Source organism: Nonomuraea sp. NEAU-A123, assembly GCF_018603905.1.
In the GTDB taxonomy this organism is placed as follows: domain Bacteria; phylum Actinomycetota; class Actinomycetes; order Streptosporangiales; family Streptosporangiaceae; genus Nonomuraea.
Genome location: NZ_JAHFZZ010000011.1, coordinates 25,787 through 42,979, shown reverse-complemented (window position 1 = coordinate 42,979; position 17,193 = coordinate 25,787). Strand labels below are relative to the sequence as shown.

The window sequence follows — 17,193 nt, the reverse complement described above, 5'->3', positions numbered from 1 at the left end:
CCGTCCAGCGCGGGCCTCCGTCCCGCACCCACCGTTCAGCGCGGACCGCCGCCCCGCACGCACCGCCGCGCGCGGAACTCGCGCGCCTTCCATCGCACGTGAACCTCGCGCCTCGCCGACTGCGCCGCGCGTGGGTTTCGCGCGCCCGAAATCAGGAGCCACCACATGTTCTGGCGTGCCCGTACGGCGCTCGGCCGGGCGATCTGCCTGGCCGACCAGTTCCCCACGATCAAGGTGCCGGAGGTGATGGCCGGCCGGGTGACCTTCGTCGGGCTCCCCCCGGTCGACCTCGGCCAGGACATCGACTGGCGGCTGAACCCGCACGGCAACCGCTCCTGGGCACTGAACCTGCACACCCTGCGCTGGATGGGCCGCCTGGTCGCCGAGTACGAGCGTTCGGGCGACCGAGCCTGCCTCGACCGGGCCGAAACGCTGGCCGACGACTGGATGCGCAAGAACCCGCGCGGCGACGCCGGCGTCAGCCCCTGGGCCTGGGCCGAGCACGCCGTCGCGCTGCGCGCCCCCGCGCTGGTGTGCCTCAGCGCCCACGTGGACAGCGCCCACCTGCTGGACAGCCTCGCCGAGCACGGCGAGATCCTGGCCGACCCGGCGCTCTACCGCCAAGGCCACAACCACGGCCTGGACCAGGACATCGCGCTACTGGTGGTGGGCTGCCGCCTGGGCCGGGACGGCTGGCGTGACCTGGCGATCCGCCGGATGCTCGCCTCGGCCGAACTCGCCATCGACGAGCAGGGCGTGCTGCACGAGCAGGCGCCGAGGTACGGGCTGTACGTGCACCGGCGGCTCGGGGTGGCCCTACGGGCGATCGAGGAGAGCGGGGCCGGGATCCCGAAACGGCTGGCGGCGCGCCGGACCGCCCTCGAAGCGTACATAGCCCATGCCACGCAGCCCGACGGCTTCCTGGCGCCGCTCGGGGACAGCCCGGCTGACACGCGGGCGGCCGGGTTCGCGCACGACGGGGTGGCGGTGCGCGTCTTCGACGGCGGGTACGTCTTCGGCAGGACCGCGTGGGGCGATCCGGAGTCGGCGTTCTACTCGATCAGGTTCGGGCCGGGGCGGCGGCTGCACGGGCACGAGGACCACCTCGGCGTCACCTACCACGGGCAGGGTCGTCCGGTGCTGGTCGAGGCCGGTTTCCACTCCTACGAGAAGACGGACTACGTGGCGTGGACCAGGTCGCCCGAGGCGCACAACGTGCCCGCCGTGGTGGGCGCCGACTTCCGAACGGGTACGGCCACGCGTCTGGACGCCGTTGACGTCGGCGGGTCGCGACAGGCGTTCCGGCTCAGCGATGACGCCTATGGCGTGCGCCGTACGCGCGAGGTCCTGGTCAGCCATGGATCAGACCTGATGGCGGTGCTGGACTCGGTGCCGGAGGGGTACGCGGTGCGCGGCCTGTGGCACTTCGACCCGTCGCTCCGGCTGGTCGATCAGCGTGACGGGGTCGTGGTGCTGGGTGACGGCGCCCGTCGCGTGACGCTCCTGCAGCTCACGACCGACGGCAGGCCGGTGGGCGGTCAGACGGTACAGCGGGGCACGATCTCACCGGGCTACCTCCGGACGGCGGAGACCGTGACGGTGTCGTCGCCGGAGGCTTCCCGGCTGCTCACCGTGATCGTCCCGGGCAGCGAGGACCCGGCGGTCTCGATGCAGGGCGACCTGATCACGGTGCGTACGCCAGGCGGACCGGTCACTTTCAGGGGGTCGACGCTGTGCCGGCTGCAGTGATCCGGTCGGCGGCGCCGTAAGCCTGGAGGAACGTGTCGACGGCGGCACGGGTCACCTCCCACAGCTCATCGTCATCGATGAGGCGGGTGCCCATACGGGAGCGGGCCTCCAAGGGGCCGACGAGCAGGGCGAGTAGCTGCTCGGCTGCCCGCTCGGGGTCGGTGGCGCGCAGGCGGCCGGAGAGGGTGAGACGGGCCAGCCGATCGGCCAGTGCCTGGGTGAGCCGGTGCGGACCGGACTCGATGACGACGTCGAGGATGTCAGGAAAGCGGGTGATCTCCGAGTAGAGGAGTCGTCGCAGCGCGCAGGAGTGCTCGTCGCAGTGGAGGCGCAGCAGTTCGTGGCCGACACCCTCGATCGTGGCGCGCAGGTCGTCACCGGGTACGGCGAGCGGCTCCAGCGCGGTCAGTCGCTGTTGTAGAGCGACCTGCGCCGCCTCCTGGACGGCGTGCTTGAACAGGGTGGCCTTGTCGGTGAGGTGGTTGTAGACCGTCGGCTTGGCCACTCCCGCCTCGTTGGCGATCTCCTGGACGCAGGCCTGGGCGTAGCCCTGCCGGGCGAACACCGCGAACGCGCCCCGCAAGATCGCCTGCCGCTTGTCGATCCGCCCGTGCGATGTGGTCATGCGTGGACTATACCAGCGGGTTCAACGGCATGAACTGGCCGGTTGCGAATGAACTTGCTAGATAACTATGTTGAACCAATGAGTTCAAAAGAATTGGATAAACGGTTGTTGGCGGTGATCGCCGTGATCCTGCTCGGCGGGCTGCTGGGCATTCTCAACAGCACGATGGCGGCCGTGGCCACCGGCACGCTGGCCACCGCGTTCGGCACCTCGCTCAGCACCGTCGGCTGGGCCTCGACCGGCTTCCTGCTGGCCGTCACCGCCACCATCCCGTTCACCACCTGGGCGGTCGACCGGTTCGGCGGCAAACGGCTCTGGCTGGCGGGCCTGATGGTGTTCGTGGCGGGCTCGCTGGCCGCCGGGCTGGCCTGGAACGTCGGCAGCCTGATCGTCTTCCGCGCCACCCAGGGGGTCGGCGCCGGGATCCTCGACCCATTGGTGCTGATCCTGCTGGCCCGCGCCGCGGGACCGCGCCATGCGGGACGGGTGATGGGGTTGATGGGAGTGGTGCTGTCGCTCGGACCCGTCCTCGGGCCGGTCGCGGGCGGCGCGGTGCTCAACGCCCTTGGCTGGCGCTGGATGTTCCTGCTCAGCGTGCCCGTCGGCGTGCTCGCCTACCTGCTCGCGCGGCGCGTGGTGCCCGCCGACCAGCCGGCGGACCAGACAAGGGCCCGGCTGGACGTCCTGGGCCTGGCCCTGCTCGCGCCCGGTTTCGCGGCTCTGGTGCTCGCGTTGTCGCAGTCGGCCGAGCAGGGCGGCCACATCGTCCTGCCGCTGGTCTCAGGCGCGGCGCTGCTCGCCGGCTATGCCGGGCACGCACTGCGGGTCCGCGACACGCCGCCCCTGATCGAACTCAGGCTGTTCGCCAGTCGCGGCTTCGTCGCCGGCGTCACCATCATGGGGCTCGGCGGCCTGGCCAACTTCGCGACGTTGTTCGCCCTGCCGCTGTACTACCAGCAGGCGCACGGGCACGACGTGCTCGCCTCCGGACTGCTGATGGCGCCCGCGGGCCTGGGTGGGGCGATCGCCATGCCGCTGGCCGGACGGTTGTCGGACCGGTTCGGCGCTCGCGGTCTGGCGGCGGCGGGCGCGATCCTGGCCGGGCTCAGCGCGCTGGCCTTCACCCGGATCGGCGCCGGCACCGCGGAGGTCTGGCCGGTGCTGGCCGCGTTCGCGATCGGGCTCGGCATGGGCTGCTTCAGCGCCCCGACCATGGGGTCGCTCTATCGCAGCCTGCCCGGCCCGCTGGTGGCGCAGGGCAGCTCCGTGCTCTACATGCTCAACCAGCTCGGCGCCGCACTGGGCGTCGCCCTGGTCACGCTCGTCCTGCAGACCGCCGCTGACCCGATCACCGGCTTCCACGGCATCTTCTGGCTCGCCCTCGCCATGATCGCGATCGTCCTGGCCGTCATCCCCCTCCTGCCTGGCCGTCCTTCAACCGCTCCCGAACCCGCTCTGACCGGAAAGGCATCCCTTTGAAGACGTTGGTGATCACAGGTGGCACCGACGGGATGGGCAAAGAGCTCGCCCGCACCTACCTCCGCCGCGGCGACACCGTCGTCATCGTCGGCCGCGACAAGGACAAAGCCCTCCCCGGCGCCCGTCTCATCGCCGCCGATTTGAGCCTGGTCAGCGAGAACTGGCGGGTCATCGACGAGATCAACGCCGCCTACCCGGCCGTTGACGCACTCGTGCTGTGCGCCAGGTACTTCCGCTCCACGCGGTTCGTCACCGCCGAGGGATTCGAGGCCACCTTCGCGCTGGAGTACCTGAGCCGCTACCTGCTCAGCCACGGGCTGACCGATCCCGGAGTCATCATCAACGTGTCCGGCCCGGGCGTCCCCATGGGCCGCGTCCACTGGGACGATCTGATGCTGGCGCGCGGCTATGACGGGGTGGCGGCCCAGATGCAGGCCGGGCGGGCCAACGACCTGCTCGGCACCGCCTTCGCCGCCGAGCGGCCGAGCGCCGTTACCCGATATGTCCTGATCAACCCCGGGCCCGTGTCCACCGCCTTCCGCGGCGAGTACGACGCCGCGACCGCCGCCCACGTCGAGTCGCTCAAGAGGTACGGCGCGCCGGTCACCGAAGGCGTCAAACCCGTCATCGCCCGCGTCGACGACCCGCCTGCCGCCCCGCTCAGCGCCTTCATGCAGAGCAAACCGATCAGCCTGGACCACCCGTCATTCTCGTCCGATGCCGCCGCGAGGCTCAGCGACGTCACCCGCCACCTACTGCGCTCCCTGGAGGGCTGAACACATGACCACCACCTGGACGGCGGCCTTCAGGTCAGCCCCGGTCAGCGCGTACGAGTCGATGACGCTCATCCACCCCTCGCGTGCCTTTCGCGACCAGACGCTGCGTCAGGTCGTGCGCGTCCGCGGGGCCGGTGATCGTCTACGGATACGCCTCAGCAACCAGTACGGCAAGCAACCCCTCACCATCGCCCGGACCAGCGTGGCCGCGCACGACACCCGATCCTCGATCACCGCGGGCACCGACACCCCGGTCACCTTCGGGGGGACAGCTCAGGTGACGATCGACGCCGGGGCCGAAGCCGTGAGCGATCCGGTCGACTTTGTCACAGCGGGCGAGAGCGACCTGGCGGTCAGCACGTATCACGCCTCAGATGCCGGGCCGGCCACCTACCATCCCTTCGCCCTGCAGACCGGTTACGTGGTAGCGGGTGACGCCGTCTCCCGGACGCACCTGGCGGGTGCCGAAGAGGTGGAATCCCGGTTTCACCTGGGTGGCATCGACATCGGGGCGCCCGAGGGACGCCAGGTGGTCGCGGCCTTCGGCGACTCACTCACCGACGGAGTGGGCACCGCCCACGGCAACCACCATCGTTATCCCGACCTGTTGGCCGGCAAACTCTCGGACACCTCCGTGCTCAACCTCGGCATCGCCGGCAACAGGCTGCTCAGTGACGTCTTCGGCGAACGCGGCATCGCCCGGTTCGAGCGTGACGTGCTCGCCGCGCCGGGGGTGACGCATGTCGTCGTGGAGCTGGGCCTCAACGACATCGGCATGCCGGGCATGCTGGGTCTGCCCGCTGTGCCGGCGGACGATCTCATCGACGGGCTCGGCTCGATCACCCGGCAAGCCGCGCGAGCGGGGCTGACGACGGTCGTCGCGACCCTGACACCCTTCGGCGGAGCGGACGGTGTCAGCCCCGGATTCGACACGCCCGAGGGGGAACGGACCCGGCAGCGCGTCAACAAGTGGATCCGGTCCCACTTCGACGTCGTCGCGGACTTGGATCGCGCGCTGCGCGACCCGGCCGCGCCGGCTGCCCTGAGGTCCGACTACGACAGCGGCGATCACATCCATCCCAACGACGCGGGAGCCGAGGCCATAGCCGACATCGTCGCCAGAGCCGTACTCGCTTCCGCCTGAAAGCGAAGGCCTTCCTAGAGCCAGCGGCCGAGCGTGGGTGCCTCATGGTCAGGGGCCGGGCCACGGCCGGTGACCCAGGCGGCCAGCTCGGCGGCCGTCCCGCTCACGTGGCGCGCGTTCGCCTCACCGGCCTCCGGCTCGGCGGTCACTCGCCAGAGCTGCTGCCTGTCGGTCGGGGCGAGCACCACGGCGGGGCCCTGCCCCCGCCGTACCCACAGCTCCGTCACGTCCGTGAGCAGGGCGTCCACGAACCCGGGCGGGAAGTCCTCGAACCGCCCGCCCGTCCCCAGGTCCACCGCGTGTATCCACATCTCGCGGGCCCGCATCCAGGGGATCTCCGAGGCGGGCACCATGCGACCCTGCGCGGTGCGTACCCTTGCGTCCCACTGCGGAGCGGACAGGTCCTCCAGCGCCGTCCGCAGCCGTGCGGCGCTCTCTTCGGACAGGACGACGAGATCGGCGGGCGAGAGCCGCGCCCGCTCCTCGATCTCGGCGTCCCGCGCCTCCGCGCTCGCGTACATCGGCGTCTCCTCGCCGGTCCGCACCCAATGGGCGAGCCGCCCGAGCGCCGACGCGTTGCAGGCGACGTGGGCCACCAGGTGCCGTCCGGTCCAACCGGGGAGGCGGCTGGGCCGGTTGAGGTCGGCTCCGTCGAGGCAGGCGGCGAAGTACGCGGTGCCGAAGTCGAGCCAGGCGAGGTCAGCCATCATGGCGCGCCACGTTGACCAGCTCGCCGATGCCCGCGATCCGGGTCACGATCTTGTCGCCGTCGGCGAGGTAGCGCGGCGGCTTGCGGGCGTGCCCCACCCCGCCGGGGGTGCCGGTCGCGATCACGTCGCCGGGGCGCAGGGTGAGGATCTGCGACAGGTACGCGATCAGCTCGGCCGGTGAGAACACCAGGTCGGCCGTGTCCGCCTGCTGCACCACCTCCCCGTCGATCTCGCACTGCATGGTCGGCGCGCCGTCGAGTTCGTCGGGCGTGACGAGATAGGGGCCGAACGGGGTGGTGGACTCGAACGTCTTGCCCTGGAGCCACTGCAGCGTGCGGTACTGGTAGTCGCGGGCCGTCACGTCGTTGAGCACCGAGTAGCCGGCGATGGCCGCCTGGGCCTGTTCGGGCGAGGCGTGCCGTACCTCTGTGCCGATGACGACGGCGAGCTCGGCCTCCCAGTCCATGGCCTCGGAGACGGCCGGGAGCACGATGTCGTCGTACGGCCCGATCAGGGCGTCGGCGAACTTGGCGAACAGCGTGGGATACGCGGGCAGCTCGCGGCCCATCTCCAGGATGTGGGTGCGGTAGTTGAGCCCGACACAAATGATCTTGCCGGGGTGCGGCACCACGGGAGCGAGGTCCGCGCCGGCGAGCGGGTGCCTCGGGCCGTCCGCGGCGGCGGCCCGCCCGTGCCAGCCGGGCTCGGCGAGCAGCGCCCCGACGTCGGATGCCCCGATCTCCACGGCGTACTCGCCGTCGACACGGGCGGCGCTGGTACGGCCGGGCAGTCGCAGGGTCGCGAGCTTCACGCGTTTTCCTCTCGGTGGAACGGGAGCTTCACAGAAGCTCCTCTCGATACTGGTGCAGGCCCTCGAAGACGGGCGTGTCGGCGAAGCGGAACAGGTCGAAGCGGCTGCCGGCCCGGAACGACCACGCGCACCAGGACGGCACCACGACGAGATCGCCCCGGGTCAGCGGACGCTCCACGCCGTCGAGCGCGACCGTACCCTCGCCGTCGAACACCTGGTAGACCGACGACCCCACCTCCCTGCGCGGAGCGGTGACGGCACCGGGACGCAGCCGGTGGAACTCGGCCCTGATCGTCGGCATGACGTCGCCGCCAGTGGTCGGGTTGGTGTAGCGGACGGCGGCGTGGCCCGGCTCGACCGGCCCGGGATGGCCCTCCTCCTCCAGCGCCAGTTGCTCGTCGAGCGCGCGGTCGGTGTGCTCCCAGCGGTAGGCGGCGATCGGCGAGCTGGGCGTGGCCCCCAGAGCCGAGAGCGGCCGCAGCCCCGGGTGCGCCCACAGCCGCTCCGAACGGGACACGTGCGGGGTGGAGGTGTCGGTGACCTGGTCGGGGCCGAACTCGAAGAACGAGGTGTCGGTGTGGTGGACGAGCGGGATGTCCAGCCCGTCGATCCACGCCATCGGCGCGTCCGTGGTGTTGTGGTGGCCGTGGAAGTGCCAGCCGGGGGTGAGGAGGAAGTCGCCGCGCCGCATCGCCACCGGGTCGCCGTTGACCACGGTCCACACGCCTTCGCCCTCGACGACGAAGCGGAAGGCGTTCTGGGTGTGCCGGTGCTCGGGGGCGACCTCGCGCGGGCCCAGGTACTGGATGGCCGCCCACAGGGTCGGCGTCGCGTACGGCAGGCCGTTCAGCCCGGGGTTGGCCAGCGCGATCGCGCGCCGCTCGCCGCCCCGGCCGACGGGCACGAGGTCGCCCGCCCGCTCGGCCAGCGGGTGCAGCGTCTTCCAGGCCCACACGTGCGGCCTGGCCTTCGGCTTGGGGTGGATCGGCATGAGATCGCCGACCTGGGTCCAGAGCGGGATCAGGTGCTCTGCCGTGAAGTCGGCGTACAGCCGCTCCTCTGGGGTCATGGGGACCACGTTAGGAGGGCGTTCTGCATAGCGCACTATGATTCTGCTGTGAAGAATCGTCCTCCGTACGCGCTCGGGTCGGTCGACAACGTGCTCCTCCTCCTGCACATGCTGCGCGACCAGGGACGGCTCAAGGTCGCCGACGTGGCGCGCGAGCTCGGCATCGCCCGGTCGACCGCGCACCGGCTGCTGGCGATGCTGGTCTATCGGGACTTCGCCGTACAGGACGAGCACCACACGTACCTGCCGGGCCCCTTCCTCGCCGCCGCGCCGGGCGCCGCGAGCGGCTCCGCGCTGCGCGAGTTGCGGGCCAGGGCCAGGCCGGCGATGGAGGCGCTGTGCGCGCGGGTGCGGGAGACCGTCAACCTCACGGTGCGGGTCGGCACGGAGGTGCGCTTCCTGCACAGCGCGGAGTCCGCGCAGATCCTGCACGTGGGCGACCGCCGGGGCACGATCCTGCCCGCCGACCGCACGTCCGGCGGCAAGGTGCTGCTGGCCGCGCTGCCTCGCGAGCGGCTGTGGGAGCTCTACCCCGACCTGCCGGACGCGGAGCGGGCCGCGTTGACGCGCGAGCTCGACGAGATCCGGGTACGCGGCTACGCGCTGAACATCGACGGCACCGAGCAAGGCGTGTCGGCCATCGGCTGCGCCGTGCGCGACGGCCGGGGATCGGCCGTGGCGGCGCTGTCGATCGCGGTGCCCTCCGCCAGGTTCGGCGGGGATCGGGTGGGGGTGTTCGTGGCGGAGCTGAGACGCGCGGTAGCCGAGGCCGAGCAGGCCCTGACCGACTTCCCCGACTGACCCGCGCGCGCCACATGATCATCACCACGTAGCCGCGTCGTTCCTCCCCGTTATCATCTGATTTTAAGAATGGCCGCCTAAGTTCGTGGCTGTGCTCTTGGACAAAGTCCCCCCTGTGACGGTGCCGGCTCGGCCACGACGACGCTGGAGAGCGTGGCTGGCCATCGGGGTCGCAGTGGTGTTCGCGCTGGGAACGACTGTGCGGCTGGGCGGCCTGGAGGCCGGAGCCGTGCTGGTGCCGCTGGTCTCCTTCACGCCCTATTTCACGGTCGCGGCGCTGGTCGTGCTGGGACTGGTGATCAGCACGCGGAGCAGGGTCGCGATCGCGATCATGCTGGCGGTGTGCCTCTGTCTTGCCTGGTGCGTGGTCCCGCGGGCGGTCAGCGGTACGGTCGCCGCCACGGGGCGGCCGTTTCGGGTGCTGACCGCGAACCTCAACGGCGGACGCGGGGACGCGGGGTCGATCGTCGACCTGGCGCGCAGGCTGAACGTGGACGTGCTCAGCCTGCAGGAGCTGACCTGGTCCGAACGTGACCGGCTGGAAGCGGCCGGGCTGGCGAAGCTGCTGCCGTACCAGGTGATCCAGCCGTCGGAGTGGGGGGCGGACGGCAGCGGCGTGTACGCCCGCCTCCCCTTGCGGGAGCAGACGGGGGTGTTCCAGCCGGTCGGGCACCACATGCCTGTGGTGGAGGTGGCGCTGCCGGGCGGGTCGGCGGTGCAGGTCGTGGTCGTACATCCGGTGGCGCCGGTGCCCTCCACGGTGCCGGAGTGGGAGGCCGGGATCGCGACGCTGCCGCCCGCTCCGGCCACTGGCATGCCACGGATCCTGGCGGGCGACTTCAACGCCACGTTGGACCATGCGGTGTTCCGGCGATTGCTGGCCACCGGCTACACGGACGCGGCGGCGGCCACCGGGCAGGGCCTGGTGCCCACCTGGGGGGGTCGCAGGTTGCCGCCGCTGGTGACCATCGACCACGTGCTGACCGACAGCCGTGCGGGGGCGGCCGGCGTACAGGTGTACGACGTTCCCGGATCGGACCACCGGGCCCTCTTCGCCGACCTGCGGGTCCAGCCGTAGGGATCTGAGGTCGCGGCCGGTTTGCCGACCTCGGCCATCAGCGGCGCTGATGAAGCCCGATGGTGCGGTAGCGGTGCCATCGCTCGTGCATGCGGGTGGCCGGATCCATGGCGCCGAGCTGCGCGAGCCCTTCTTGGATGGCTTGTGCTGCTCTGTGGCAGAAGGTCGTGGTATCGCCGTGTTCGGCGATGACGGCATCGACCAGGCCGGCCTCGATCAGGTCCGTGGCCTGGATTCGCTGGGCGTCCGCGAGGTCGGGGGCGCGGTCCGGTGTTCGGTGCACGATGGCGCTCGCGCCTTCGAGCGGTAGCGGGGACAGCCAGCCGTGTTGAGTGGCCAGGACGCGGTCGGCGGGCAGGATGGCCAGTGCGGCGCCGCCCGCGCCCTGGCCCAGCAGCAGGGACACCGTTGGTGAGGGCAGCGTGACGAGTTCGGTCAGGCATTGGGCGATCTCGTGGGCCAGGCCGCCTTCCTCTGCGGCTCTGGACAGTTCCGCGCCCGGCGTGTCGATCACGGTGACCAGGGGCAGCCGTAGGTCCGCGGCGAGCCGAATGCCCCGGCGGGCCAGGCGGATGGCGGCGGGGCCGATGGGGCGCTCGGTGCGTTCTTGGCCGAGGAACACGCAGGGTGTCGGGCCGAAGCGGGCCAGGGCAAGGATGATCTCGCCGTGGGGGCGACCGAGTTGGAGCACGTCTGTGGCGGTGTTGTGGAGGAGGTGGTGCGAACCCGGACGGTTGGGCATGCGCGTGGCCAGGACCGATTCCCAGGCGGAGGCATCGGACGCCGATCCGGTCGCTCGGTGCGGCCGGTCTTCGCCGCCGCCGTGGGAGCCGCTGTGGCAGTCGCCGTGGGAGCCGCTGCGGGAGTCATTGTGCGAGTCGCGGGGAGAGGTGAGGGCGGCGAGGGCGCGGTCGAGGGTGGCGGCCAGTGAGGTGGGTGCGGTCACCAGGTCGATGAGCCCGTGCGCGTGCAGGTTCTCGGCTGTCTGCACGCCTTGAGGGAAGGGAGTGCCGTGGAGTGCCTCGTACACGCGTGGTCCGAGGAAGCCGATCAGCGCGCCGGGCTCGGCCAGGGTGAGGTGTCCCAGGGAGCCCCAGGAGGCGAGTACACCGCCCGTTGTGGGGTGGCGCAGGTAGACGACGTAGGGCAGAGCGGCGGCCTTGTGCGCGGCCACCGCCGTGGCGATCTTGATCATCTGCAGGAAGGCGACGGTCCCTTCCTGCATACGCGTGCCGCCGGAGGCCGGGGCCGCGAGGAGCGGCAGGCGTTCCGTGGTGGCACGTTCCACGGCCGAGGCGAGGCGCTCGGCCGCGGCCACGCCAATGGACCCGCCCAGGAAGCCGAACTCCCCGGCGACGACCGCGACAGGGCGTCCGCGCAGCAGGCCGCGGCCGGTGATGACCGACTCGTCGAGGCCCGTCTTCTCCCGCGCCGCGGCCAGGTCGGCGGCGTAGGCCGGATCGGGGCGTACGTCCAGGGGCTCGGCATCCCACGATTGGTAGGTGCCGTCGTCGAGCAGGGCCGCGAGAAGTTCGCGAGCGGTCGGACGGGCCATCACGCGCCCGCCCGCGGGGCTGGCTCGTCGGCGAGCCCGGTGAGCCAGGTGCGGATCGACGCGGAGTCGGCTCCGAGGACCGGTGGCGCGGTGTGCCCGGTGAATGTTGTCTCCGCGCCGCCGGGGTCGAAGAACCGCAGCGGCGGCCCCGGCAGCGTGACCTGGCCCAAGGTGGAGTGCGGCAGATCGAGCAGCAGGCCCTGGCTGCGGGTCTGCGCCCAGTCGTAGACCTCGCGAAGGTCACGGACCTTTCCCGCTGGTATGCCCGCCTCGTCGAGCAACGCCAGCAGCGGGACGGTGTCGTGTCCGGCGAACAGCTCCTCGACGAGCTGGATGACCGCGTCCCGGTTGGTGACCCGGTCGGGGTTGGTGGCCATGCCGGGACGCTCCGCCTCGATCGCGAACGCGGCGCAGAAACGCCGCCACAGTCCCTCGCTGCCGACGGCGATCTGGACGGCGCCGTCGCGGGTGCGGAACAGCCCGTACGGGCAGATCGAGGGATGGTGGTTGCCTTGCGCCTGACCGACCTCGCCGGCCACCGTCCACTTCGTACCCTGGAAGGCATGCACGCCCACCACCGCGGCGAGCAGGGAGGTGCGCACGACCTGGCCGGTGCCGGTGCGTTCTCGCTCGATGAGGGCGGCGAGCACGCCGTGGGCGCCGTACATGCCGGCCAGCAGGTCGGCGATCGGGACCCCGACGCGCTGCGGATCCTCCGGCCCGGAGCCGGTCAGCGACATCAGCCCGGCCTCGCCCTGGGCGATCTGGTCGTAGCCGGGCCGGCCGCCCTCGGGACCGTCGTGGCCGAAGCCGCTGATGCTGAGTACCACCAGCCGCGGATTGAGTTCGGCCAGTCGCTGCTCGGAGAAGCCGAGCCGGTCGAGGACGCCGGTGCGGAAGTTCTCCACGAGCACGTCCGCTCGGCGGACGAGGGCTTCGAGGGTCTGCCTGCCGTCGTCGGACTTGAGGTCCAGTTCGATCGAGCGCTTGTTGCGATTGGCGGACAGGAAGTACGTCGACTCACCGTCGGCGAAAGGCGGTCCCCAGCCGCGGGTGTCGTCGCCGGTCTCAGGCGTCTCCACCTTGATGACGGTGGCGCCCAGATCGCCGAGCATCATCGTGGCGTGCGGGCCGGCCAGCGCCCTTGTCAGGTCGGCCACCACGATTCCGGCGAGCGGTCCGTGAGTCACGTCTTCTCCGGAGAGCCGACGGCCTCCTGCGGCGTCAGGGCGCGGCCCTGCGCGCCGACGACGGGCGTGCGCAGGGTGCCGAGCCGGTCGATCTCGACCTCGACGACGTCGCCGGGGGTGAGGAGCCACGGCGGGGTACGCACGTAACCGACGCCGTCGGGGGTGCCGGTGGCGATGACGTCGCCCGGGTTGAGGGTGAAGGTACGGCTGATCAGGGACAGCACGTCGCCGACGCCGAAGATCATGTCGCGGGTGTTGCCGTCCTGGACGACGGCGTCGTTGACCCGGGTCCGGACGCGAAGCCCGTCGCGCAGGTCCCCCACCTCGTCGGCGGTGACGATCGGGCCCATCGGGCCGCTGCGGTCGCCGTTCTTGCCGAGGGTCCACTGCGTGGTGAGCTTCTGGGCACGGCGGGCGGTCAGGTCGTTGAAGGTGGAGTAGCCGAGGACGGCCGCCCGCGCGGTGCCGGCGTCGGCGTCGCACAGAGGTTCGGCCACGTACGCGGCCACCTCGCCCTCCCAGTCCAGGCCCGCCTCCCCCACCGGAACCGGCACGGGCACGCCGCCCACGCTGAGCGAGGCCGTCCACCGGCCGAACAGCGTCGGGTGTTCGGGCACCTCGAAGGAGCCCTCGGCGGCGTGGGCGCGATAGTTCAGCCCGACACAGATCACCCGGGCCGACGGCGGCACCGGCGGCACGAACGTCACCGACCCGGCGGGCACGCCCGCGCCGGTGAGCTGCGCGGCCTTCGCCGTCCAGCCGCGGGCGTCGGCCCAGAACCGCGTCACGTCGGTCACGACCCGCACGGTGTCGCCGTCCAGCTGGGCGACGTGCACGGTGTCGTCCCCTGGGAGCCTTACTCCGGCGAGCTTCACTGTCCGTCCTTCCAGTCGAGCGGTACGAGCTTGAGATCGAATTCGATCTCCTCGTACGGGCCGCCCATGTCCCATCCGCCGGTGCGCGGCCGGGGATGGCAGACGAGTTCGTCCTTGACCGCGTAGGCGGCGTCGGAGCCGAGGTAGGGGTCGCCGGCCAGGAACACATGGGTGGTCAGCGGCCGGTGGCCGGCGGCGGCGACCCGGTAGTGCAGGTGCGCGGGCCGCATCGGATGGCGGCCGATGGCGTGCAGCAGCTTGCCGCCGGTGCCGTCGGTGGGCACCGGGTAGCTGCTGGGCCGGACGGTGCGGAACCAGTAGCGGCCGTCGCCGTCGGCGGTGAACAGGCCGCGCAGGTTGCCGGCGTCCTGGGTGTCGTCCTGGGTGTCGTACAGGCCGGTGTCGTTGGCCTGCCACAGGTCCACCAGGGCGCCGGGCAACGGGGTGCCGTCGCAGTCCAGGACCCGGCCGTGCACGACGGTCGGGACCGCCCGGTCCCGCTCGGGCCCGAAGCTGATCCAGGCGCCGAGGTCGCGCGCGGGCGCCGGGGAGTGGAAGGGGCCTTCGACCGAGGACGGCGTCATGCCTTCCGGGCCGACGTGGTTGACGTCGTCGACGGCGGTGGTCAGGCCGAGCATGTCGGACAGCAGGATGAACTCGTTGCGGTCGGGGGTGCACATCTGCCCGGTCTGGATGAGGAAGTCGAGGCCGGCGATCCACTCCCGCTCGGTCGGGCGTACTTCTTCGACGAAGGCATGCAGGTGGGTGACCAGGGCGGAGACGATCTCGTTGAGGCGCGGGTCCGGGCCGTCGACCTGGCTGAGCACCTGCCGCAGCAGCGGGGTCATGCGGCGCTCCCGAGGTGACTGAGCAGGAACGCGGCGGTCAGGCGTAGGTGGTCGGGGCGGTCGAACTCCTCGCCCTCGTGCCCGGCGCCGCCGAGCAGGATCATCGTGGACTCCGCTCCGGCGCGGACGAGGGCGTCGTGCAGGGCCAGGCTCTCGGAGGAGGGCGTGATCCGGTCCCGGTCGCCGTGGGCGATCAGGAACGGCGGCGCGTCGGCGCCGACCCAGGTGAGCGGGCTGGCGGCGCGGGCCGCGGCCGGGTTCTGGGACACGTCGGCCAGGCCGAGCAGGGGGCCCTCGAACGGCGGGTTGAGGATCTCCTTCTCCAGCCAGGTGCGGCGGGAGTTGGCGAGCAGGTCGCTCTGGCCGAACCAGTGCACCACCGCGTCCACGTGGCTGGACTGGTCCAGGTCGTCACCGACCGTCCCCTCCAGCTCGGCGTTCTTGGCGGTCAGTCCGGCCATGGTCGCCAGGTACGCCCCGGCGGACGCGCCCCAGACGCCGATCTTCTCGGTGGCCAGGCCGTACGCGGCGCCGTGAGCGCGTAGCCAGCGGACGGCGGCCTTCACGTCGTGCACCTGCGCGGGATAGGTGGCCTGGGTGGCGAAGCGGTAGTTGGCCGAGGCGACGGCGATGCCGTAGGAGGCGATGCGCTCCAGTCGCTCGGTGGCGCCGTCGCGCTTGTCGCCCACCTGCCAGCCGCCGCCGTGCAGGTAGAGCACGACGGGGACCGGGTCCCCGGTCTCCGGTAGGTAGAGGTCGAGTGCGAGCGAGGTGCCGTCCACCGTCGCGTACTCGATGTCGGGCTGGATGCGGGTCACGCGGGCTGCCTTTCGTCGGTCAGGTGGAGGCGGGCGGCCAGTTCGTCGACCAGCGCCGGGAGGCCGTCCGCCGTGGCGGTGCCGAAGACGTACCAGTCGGGCCGGGTGATATAGGCGTCGGCGTCGTGGTCCTTCAGGAAGCGGGTGTAGACGCCGTCGAGGTCGGTGACCGCGTCCGGGTCGGCCTGGTCCTCCAGGACGGCGATGGAGCAGCCGATCGCCTCCAGCGTGCCGCGCTGCGTCTCGGTGAGTCGCGGGGTGTGTCGCGTGATGAGCTGGAAACCGTGGCCGAGCAGGTCGTCGCCGCGGCCTTCCGCGCCGCCCTTGCGCAGGCGGCCCTGCGGGGACAGCGACCCGGTCACCGCGGCGACCGAGCTGTCCGCCTCGCGGTGCAGCACGCCGTGCTCCAGTTTGGGGAACGGCGGCGGTGGCGGGTTGAGGTTGTTGCGCATCGCGTGGTTGCGCTGCTCGGCCTCGTCCGGGTCGACGATGTTGACCAGCCGCGACAGGCCGTCGCTGGCGAACACGATCGCGGACACGTGCGGCTCGCGTTCGGCCTGGTAGGCGTCCAGCAGGTCCTCGCCGGCGGCGCCGGACAGGACGAGCGAGAGCTTCCAGCCGATGTTGCGGCCGTCGCGGATGGCCGAGCAGCCGCCCTGTCCCATGTACGGCGTCATGGTGTGCGCGGCGTCACCGGCGATGAAGACCCGGCCGGTGCGCCACCGCTCGGCCACCCGGGTGTAGAAGTGGTAGACCACCTGGCGGCAGATCGACATCTCCTGCTCGCCGAGACCGTGCTCGTCGCGCAGGAAGTCCCAGGCGACCTGCGGGTCGTACATCCGCTCCTCGTCCTCGTCCTCGTGCAGGCGGATCTCGAAGCGCTGGCGCATGGCGCCGAGCGGCATGTACATGTGCGGCCGCTTCGGGTCCATGATCATGATAAGCCGGTTGAACCGCTCGGGCAGGTCCGTCAGCTTGTTCATGTCGAAGTTGAGCCAGCGCTCGTGCAGCCCGTAGTCGCGCATCGTGATGCCGGCCGCCTGGCGGACGAAGCTCGCGGTGCCGTCGGCGCCGATCACGTAGCGGGCCCGGATCGTGCGTTCCTCGGCGGGGTCGGTGGAGTGCTTGGGGCGGACGGTGAGCTCGACGTGGTCGTCGTGCTGGGTCAGCCCGAAGGCCTCCGTGCCGCGGTACACCGCCACGTTCGGCAGGGCGTCGACCTTCTCCCGTACGACGGCCTCCACGTCGGGCTGGACGATGGAGGAGTGTGCGGGGAATCCGCACTGCTGCCCGCTCCAGTCCAGGCTGAGCAGCGGCTCGGCGGCGGCGTCACCGAAATGGCAGGCGGTCAGCGTCACGGCGGTGCTGAGCGCCTTGTCGACGGACGAGCCGGTGGCCTGTACGGTCCGGCAGGCCTCCCCGTCGAAAGTGACCATGCGCGGCAGCGGATAGAGCTTGTGCTGGCGTTCGAAGACCACCACTCGATGTCCGGCGGCGCCGAGGGTGGCCGCCGCCACCTCGCCCGCGGGGCCGTAACCGACGATCGCTACGTCGTAGATGTCAGGCACGTGTGTCTCCCAGAAGATGCGGCGCGCTCGGTCGCCGGACGGCTGGCCCGCCTTCAAGTCCCGCAAACTGTCTAAAGGTTCGGGGGTTTTATGTGAG

At 71.4% G+C, this 17,193-nt stretch carries 16 protein-coding genes; 6 read left to right on the top strand and 10 right to left on the bottom strand.

What is annotated here, in order from left to right:
• Positions 1-165 precede the first annotated feature (165 nt).
• Positions 166-1,749, top strand: coding sequence for a heparinase II/III family protein (locus KLK06_RS32000; protein WP_214639404.1), 1,584 nt, complete (start codon positions 166-168; stop codon positions 1,747-1,749).
• Here the strand turns inward: KLK06_RS32000 and KLK06_RS31995 are convergent.
• Positions 1,718-2,374: a TetR/AcrR family transcriptional regulator gene (locus tag KLK06_RS31995; RefSeq protein ID WP_214639403.1), complete on the bottom strand. Its 657-nt coding sequence runs from the start codon at positions 2,372-2,374 to the stop codon at positions 1,718-1,720. The genes KLK06_RS32000 and KLK06_RS31995 overlap by 32 nt on opposite strands.
• 114 nt (positions 2,375-2,488) lie before the next feature.
• Here KLK06_RS31995 and KLK06_RS31990 point away from each other — a divergent pair, with 114 nt between their 5' ends.
• Genes KLK06_RS31990 through KLK06_RS31980 form a run of 3 tightly spaced genes read left to right on the top strand, consistent with a single transcriptional unit; the run spans position 2,489 to position 5,773 of the window.
• The gene (locus tag KLK06_RS31990) at positions 2,489-3,853 is read left to right on the top strand and encodes a DHA2 family efflux MFS transporter permease subunit (protein WP_308168538.1); all 1,365 of its coding nucleotides are present in this window, start codon (positions 2,489-2,491) and stop codon (positions 3,851-3,853) included.
• Positions 3,850-4,629: an SDR family NAD(P)-dependent oxidoreductase gene (locus KLK06_RS31985; protein WP_214639401.1), complete on the top strand. Its 780-nt coding sequence runs from the start codon at positions 3,850-3,852 to the stop codon at positions 4,627-4,629. The genes KLK06_RS31990 and KLK06_RS31985 overlap by 4 nt, the downstream gene beginning before the upstream one ends.
• A 4-nt stretch (positions 4,630-4,633) precedes the next feature.
• Complete coding sequence (locus KLK06_RS31980) at positions 4,634-5,773, top strand: GDSL-type esterase/lipase family protein (protein WP_214639400.1); 1,140 nt, start codon at positions 4,634-4,636, stop codon at positions 5,771-5,773.
• 14 nt (positions 5,774-5,787) lie between these two features.
• On the opposite strand, the gene KLK06_RS31975 is transcribed toward KLK06_RS31980, so the two are convergent.
• The 3 genes from KLK06_RS31975 to KLK06_RS31965 are packed head-to-tail and all read right to left on the bottom strand — an operon-like array spanning position 5,788 to position 8,363.
• A complete protein-coding gene (locus tag KLK06_RS31975; RefSeq protein WP_214639399.1) occupies positions 5,788-6,483 on the bottom strand; it encodes a maleylpyruvate isomerase family mycothiol-dependent enzyme in 696 nt (231 codons plus the stop codon).
• Positions 6,473-7,294, bottom strand: a complete 822-nt coding sequence (locus tag KLK06_RS31970; protein WP_214639398.1) for a fumarylacetoacetate hydrolase family protein — start codon at positions 7,292-7,294, stop codon at positions 6,473-6,475. Before KLK06_RS31970 ends, KLK06_RS31975 begins: the two co-directional genes overlap by 11 nt.
• Positions 7,295-7,322: 28 nt before the next feature.
• Positions 7,323-8,363: a cupin domain-containing protein gene (locus tag KLK06_RS31965; RefSeq protein ID WP_214639397.1), complete on the bottom strand. Its 1,041-nt coding sequence runs from the start codon at positions 8,361-8,363 to the stop codon at positions 7,323-7,325.
• Positions 8,364-8,411: 48 nt separating this feature from the next.
• On the opposite strand from KLK06_RS31965, the gene KLK06_RS31960 reads away from it, so the two are divergent.
• Together KLK06_RS31960 and KLK06_RS31955 are read left to right on the top strand one after the other, a co-directional pair.
• The gene (locus KLK06_RS31960; protein ID WP_214639396.1) at positions 8,412-9,164 is read left to right on the top strand and encodes an IclR family transcriptional regulator; all 753 of its coding nucleotides are present in this window, start codon (positions 8,412-8,414) and stop codon (positions 9,162-9,164) included.
• Between the two features lie 115 nt (positions 9,165-9,279).
• Positions 9,280-10,242 carry an endonuclease/exonuclease/phosphatase family protein gene (locus tag KLK06_RS31955; protein ID WP_214639395.1) on the top strand — a complete coding sequence of 321 codons (963 nt, stop codon included), beginning with the start codon at positions 9,280-9,282 and terminating at the stop codon, positions 10,240-10,242.
• Positions 10,243-10,279: 37 nt separating this feature from the next.
• Here KLK06_RS31955 and KLK06_RS31950 read toward each other — a convergent pair whose 3' ends face one another.
• The 6 genes from KLK06_RS31950 to KLK06_RS31925 are packed head-to-tail and all read right to left on the bottom strand — an operon-like array spanning position 10,280 to position 17,096.
• The gene (locus tag KLK06_RS31950; RefSeq protein WP_214639555.1) at positions 10,280-11,797 is read right to left on the bottom strand and encodes a carboxyl transferase domain-containing protein; all 1,518 of its coding nucleotides are present in this window, start codon (positions 11,795-11,797) and stop codon (positions 10,280-10,282) included.
• On the bottom strand, positions 11,797-12,987 hold the full coding sequence (locus KLK06_RS31945) for a CaiB/BaiF CoA-transferase family protein (RefSeq protein WP_214639394.1): 1,191 nt from the start codon (positions 12,985-12,987) through the stop codon (positions 11,797-11,799). Before KLK06_RS31945 ends, KLK06_RS31950 begins: the two co-directional genes overlap by 1 nt.
• The gene (locus KLK06_RS31940; RefSeq protein ID WP_214639393.1) at positions 12,984-13,862 is read right to left on the bottom strand and encodes a fumarylacetoacetate hydrolase family protein; all 879 of its coding nucleotides are present in this window, start codon (positions 13,860-13,862) and stop codon (positions 12,984-12,986) included. Before KLK06_RS31940 ends, KLK06_RS31945 begins: the two co-directional genes overlap by 4 nt.
• Entirely contained in the window at positions 13,859-14,710 is an 852-nt protein-coding gene (locus tag KLK06_RS31935; RefSeq protein ID WP_214639392.1) for a dioxygenase, read from the bottom strand. The genes KLK06_RS31940 and KLK06_RS31935 overlap by 4 nt, the downstream gene beginning before the upstream one ends.
• The gene (locus KLK06_RS31930; RefSeq protein ID WP_214639391.1) at positions 14,707-15,528 is read right to left on the bottom strand and encodes an alpha/beta hydrolase; all 822 of its coding nucleotides are present in this window, start codon (positions 15,526-15,528) and stop codon (positions 14,707-14,709) included. The genes KLK06_RS31935 and KLK06_RS31930 overlap by 4 nt, the downstream gene beginning before the upstream one ends.
• A complete protein-coding gene (locus KLK06_RS31925) occupies positions 15,525-17,096 on the bottom strand; it encodes a bifunctional 3-(3-hydroxy-phenyl)propionate/3-hydroxycinnamic acid hydroxylase (protein ID WP_214639390.1) in 1,572 nt (523 codons plus the stop codon). The genes KLK06_RS31930 and KLK06_RS31925 overlap by 4 nt, the downstream gene beginning before the upstream one ends.
• Between the last annotated feature and the right edge of the window lie 97 nt (positions 17,097-17,193).